Annotated in this window: 4 protein-coding genes; all 4 read left to right on the top strand. The window is 36.9% G+C overall.

The window, feature by feature from the left end:
• Positions 1 to 1,550 (top strand): hypothetical protein (locus ACY65O_RS07610; RefSeq protein WP_462220255.1); only part of this gene is annotated, 1,550 nt, incomplete at its 5' end.
• Positions 1,551 to 1,603: 53 nt separating this feature from the next.
• On the top strand, positions 1,604 to 3,019 hold the full coding sequence (locus tag ACY65O_RS07605; RefSeq protein ID WP_462220254.1) for an eCIS core domain-containing protein: 1,416 nt from the start codon (positions 1,604 to 1,606) through the stop codon (positions 3,017 to 3,019).
• Positions 3,020 to 3,062: 43 nt separating this feature from the next.
• Positions 3,063 to 4,331: an OmpA family protein gene (locus tag ACY65O_RS07600; RefSeq protein WP_462220253.1), complete on the top strand. Its 1,269-nt coding sequence runs from the start codon at positions 3,063 to 3,065 to the stop codon at positions 4,329 to 4,331.
• 12 nt (positions 4,332 to 4,343) lie between these two features.
• Positions 4,344 to 5,122 (top strand): ATP-binding protein (locus ACY65O_RS07595; RefSeq protein ID WP_462220252.1); only part of this gene is annotated, 779 nt, incomplete at its 3' end.

Here is a 5,122-nt window from a genome sequence, read left to right as displayed (position 1 = left end):
TTTGGTCTAATCCATTATCTAAATATATAGGTAAATTCCGCAAAGCCTTCGGTACTTTATTTGCAAAAGGATATTCTGCTGTTGAATTTATAAAAGAAAAAGTCGCAGGATTATTAAGTTCTTCAAAAAGCGGAGGTTCTGGCTTAATAGGTGCAGTAATTAAATTATTCTTACGCATATTTAAAATTGCAGGTAAGTACATGTTTAAGAAAACTATCGATCTTATTTTAGGTTCTTTAATGAAAGGGTTTGCAAAAAAAATGGAAGCATTTCTTGATGATCTTATACCAGATGAAGTGGAAGCCCAAATTGAAAAAATAAAATCCATTCAGGCAGAGTATGAAGCAAGTGCTGTTGCAGAAGTATCGGCATTAGTGGAAAAATTTGCCGGGCCTTATATGGATATCATTGAGTTGATTAAAGAAATTGAAGCAAAAGCAAGAACGTTAGAAAATATTATTGACTTAGTTCGATGGGGTGCAAGAATATTGGCCTGTGCTTCACCACCAGCCATTGGATGTTTATGGAATATTGCGCAATCAATTATTGAAAGACTTGCAGCAAAAGTGGTTGACTCCTGCTGGTTTACTAAAAAAGTAGGCTCACGTGTTGCAGCTACATTAACAGCGTTTGATAAAATAAGGAACATTCCAGTTGATGCAGCAGCTTTTATTATTGAAAAAATAAACGGGCTGATGCCTAAGGGTTGGGAAAAAACATTTCCCATTCCGGAGAAATCCAGTTTAGATGCCATAAAGCCGGAGTATGATGGTACCTGCGATGAGGGTGGTGGCTCATCTTCAAACGAAGAGTTTGATCCAACACGGCAGGAAGTATTTAAAACAATTGAAGAAGTGGGAGAGCATAAATTTAAAGCCATGTTGGATATGATGAATACAAAAGGAAAAGGCCCGTGGGTTACACTTACCAAAGAGAGGTTAGGAAAAATAAGAGAAGACCTTCAAAAAACGAGTACAGAAGATATGCAGAAAATTGCAAAAGGAGAAATACCATCATCGCCTTTGCCAAAAAGTATAGAAGATTTGAATGCAGAAATAACTACTTATACTGCTGCAGAAACAAAAACAAAGGATAAATATTTTACTCAGCAAAAAGCAAAAGAAGATGCACAGTTGCAGGCAGCGGTTGATAAAGCAATGAAAATTCCATACCCTTCCGATTCGGAACTTAGTGGATGGATGCAAAAATATAATTGGTCTCAGTTGGGATCTAACCGGGTAGATTATGTTTATATGAATAATCAGCTTATGATTTTTTTAAAAACAAATAATGGATCCCGTATTGCAGCATATGCAAAATATATCGACCAAAAAATAAAAAGTCAACCGCATCTGGCAATAGTTGCAGTATCAGATTTTATTAGTATGGATGAAATAAAACCCGGAGATGGATTTTCGCTGAGGGGAAAAAGTATTGATGGAGAGTGGACTTATGATTTTGAAGAATTTGAAATTCAAAAGACAGCTGCGCCTGGATCTAAACTTAAAGTGGGCTATAGTTTTGTGGGCATACATTTACCGGTAAAGTAAATATTGTTTTATGTGGCCGAAAGATATTGTTAATCCCTTCTATAAATTCAGTTATGCAAACAATTGCAAATAAATATAATAATATATTTTCTTCAGCTGATGGTTTTTCAATGTCACAACCTTTCTTTCAACCCAAACTCACCATCAACAACTCCAGCGACAGATACGAACAGGAAGCAGATGCGGTTGCAGATAAAGTAATGCAAATGAACACACCATCTGTACAAAAAAAATCTGGAGCTGATTCTTTCTTTTCATCATCACCCATTTCAATAACTCCTCTGCAACGAAAATGTGATAATTGTAAAGAGGAAGAAAAAATGCAGCGCAAAGAAATTGATGGTGAAGAATTAACTGCTGATAATAATTTAGAAAATTATGTTGGAGGCTTACAAAGCGGTGGTCACCCATTACCAAACGAGGCCCGTAATTTTTATGAGCCAAGGTTTGGCTACGATTTTAGTAATGTAAAAATTCATACTGATGCTGTTGCAGCAAAATCGGCACAATCAGTAAATGCACTGGCTTATACATCGGGCAGCAATATTGTTTTTAACAACGGACAATATGCTCCGGAAACAGATAGTGGAAAAAAATTATTGGGGCACGAGCTAACCCATATAGTGCAGCAGGGTTCAGTGAATAAAAAAAGTATTCAGAGAGATTTAGCGGTTGACCCAACAGTGCCCGGCGCAGCGGTGCCTGTACTAACGCCACAGCAAATAAGATCAGCAACAATTTTTAATAATGAAAGGTACGATGCTGAAAATATAACATTGATACAGGATATTGTTGGCGGCCCGGTTACCGGTGTATTAACTGACGAAACTTTAAATTTAATTGCATTGTACCAGGCGCAAAACGGATTAACACCTGACGGTATGGTGGGTACGCAAACATTTGATTTGCTTTCTGCCGAATTAACTGCAGGAAATAATTCGCCTGATACCTGCCTTACAATGTTTCATGTAGGTTTGGTAACACCGATGGACATTCGTGCTGCTGGTATAAACAGGGCAAATATTTTTGGGCATTTTGATGTGGAGATACAATTTTCTCCGCATTGCGATTGTTCAAGATTTCAATACCGGCAGTTTATCTGCGGCTCGGTTACTTATAATGGCGTAAATATTAATAATGTATTTTCTATACCTGGTGGCGCTTTACCTGCCATTTCAAATTGGGTAGAAGATGGTAATACAACATTACCCAACAATGGCAGGTACGGGCACAGAAATCATACAGCCAATAACGGACTTCCTAATCAATATACTGATGCAAACGGTGCGGTGGATATGCAGCATGGATGTAAATTTAAATCTACTGATGAGCCGGGTGTTACTTCGGCGCTGGCTAACAGTGGAGATGTATATGTTTTTGATTTCAGGTTTTTTGGCGATATAAGAAAAGACGGACAAATGATACAAAGAAAATTCTGGTCGGTGAGGGAAACAATTACTATTCCATAATTTTTTATCAGCAATAAAAATTAATTTATAAAATAAAAAAAATATGCCTGATAAAGAAGCGATAGAAAAAGTACCACCCTCAACAGTTAATCAAAATAATTTTTTTGGTAACAGTTTATCAAACAATTTTTTTGGCCCATTGCTAAATCCTGCTCAGTTAGCCGGGCAGCAACCTGCATTGCCTGTTTTTTCAACAGATAATTTTGTAAATGGTAATTTACCCAATTTTGATGCACAGTATCAGGTGAATGGCCCTGTACCAAAAACAGGTACTTTGTTTATTACACATAAAATATTTTTAAATTTTCCTGCTAATATGACGCAGGCAGAGCGTACCACTTTTGAAACTGATTTTAAAAAAAGTATTAATGATGTATGGAGCAATAAGCATTTACTCACTTTAAATAATCCCGGATTTTCTTCTTACCAATGTAAAGTAGATGTTACTGCATTAGTGGTTACAGATAAAAAAGATGCACATACAGTAACTGATGTTATTAAGCCTGCCGAAAAAGAAAAAAGATTTCGTCCAAGGGTTAGTGGTATAAATAAAGAAGCCGATTCGGAAACAACACATACTGGTAAATTAGATTTCAGGGATCCTTCTGAAGGAACGGAGCAAACTATTTTTAAACCCGTTTTACTGCAGGATGTTGGGCCTTTTGGTTTTGACAGCGCTAAATTAAACAACGATTGTAACGAAGATATCCAAACTATAAAAGATTTTATAAATACCATTCCTAAAAAGCCCGACCCTAACGACCCGGTTTTTAGTCTGCATTATGTGGGCCATGCCAGTTCCGAAGGAAATGAAGGGTACAACAGAAAATTAAGTCAAAAAAGAATAGATGCCGTAGATAAAGAGTTGGTTAATTTAAGTGGATTGAGTTTCACAATTGGTGATGCTGCTGGCGAAGATTTTGCAACTGCTGATGAAAAATCACGTAAGGTAACAGTAGGTGTGTTTACCAACGATCCGGAAAAAACCAAACAAAATACAGCGGCACACGAATTTGGCCACATGATTGGTTTGGGAGATGAGTACGAAGAGCCGAGGCCGGGTGCCGACATTCCGGATGCAAGAAAAAAATATTTAGGCGATAAACCAACGCATTATGATGCCATAGAAATTTTAGTAGATAAAGCTGCAGCAGACGAAACATTAATTCAAAACTCTGGTAATATAATGTCAAGAGGAAATACGGTAACACGTGGACACTATGCATTTTTTGTTGGCGCTATCGAAATAATGACACGTAACGAACTGCCTGCTTTACCTCCAACAGAAAAAATGCATTGGAAAGTAAAATAAACAACCAACAAAATGAGTAACAACCACAGCAATCTTCTTTATTCAATGCAGCTGCTGCAACAGGGTATCCATAACCGCCTTTCAGCTCATTTTAAAAAAGAAGAAAAAGAATTAAATGAAATTTTCTCTTCAGTTAAAATAGAAGAAGACGGTTCGGCGCTTAACGATTTTATTATTAAAAATAAGTTAACCATTGAAGAATACTGTACACTTTTAATTGCATTGGTGCCGCATTTGCAACCTTCTTTTTTCGAAAATATAATTCATGAGTTTTTGCCTCAGGGCGGCGATTTTGCAGAATTTGGTGCCGTAAAGGGTGCTAACCAACGAAGCATATTACCCACTGGCGAAACCGTTTTATTTATTTTAGCAGGCAGCAGTATGCCGCAGCGGTTACAATTTCAGCAGCTTTTTGGCCCCGAGCATTTTTTTTACAAACAAAATATATTATGGCTGGAGCATGTAAAAGAAGGCGAGCCTGTAATGAGCGGCAAATTATTATTAAGTACAGAGTGGGTGGATAAATTTTTATTCAATAAAGAAACGGCACCAAAATTCAGTCCCGGTTTTCCGGCAAAAAAATTAACCTCACAAATGATGTGGGATGATTTAATATTAACGCCACAAACAAAAGATGAAATTGATCATATTAAAATTTGGCTGTCGCATAATCAGGATTTATTAAAAGATAAAAATCTTTCCCGAAAAATAAAACCCGGTTACCGTGCCTTATTTTATGGCCCGCCGGGCACAGGTAAAACATTAACTGTTTCTTTATTGGGCAAAGAATT

The sequence above is a fragment of the Ferruginibacter sp. genome, assembly GCF_031430955.1.
Taxonomy (GTDB): Bacteria; Bacteroidota; Bacteroidia; order Chitinophagales; family Chitinophagaceae; genus Ferruginibacter.
Note: the sequence above shows the minus strand (reverse complement) of the source record. Positions and strands in the feature narration are given on the sequence as shown.

What these genes read in the sequence shown, in the direction of transcription:
- ACY65O_RS07605 (WP_462220254.1), top strand. Translation starts at nt 1,604, where the DNA reads ATGCAAACAATTGCAAATAAATATAATAATATATTTTCTTCAGCTGAT.
- ACY65O_RS07600 (WP_462220253.1), top strand. Translation starts at nt 3,063, where the DNA reads ATGCCTGATAAAGAAGCGATAGAAAAAGTACCACCCTCAACAGTTAAT.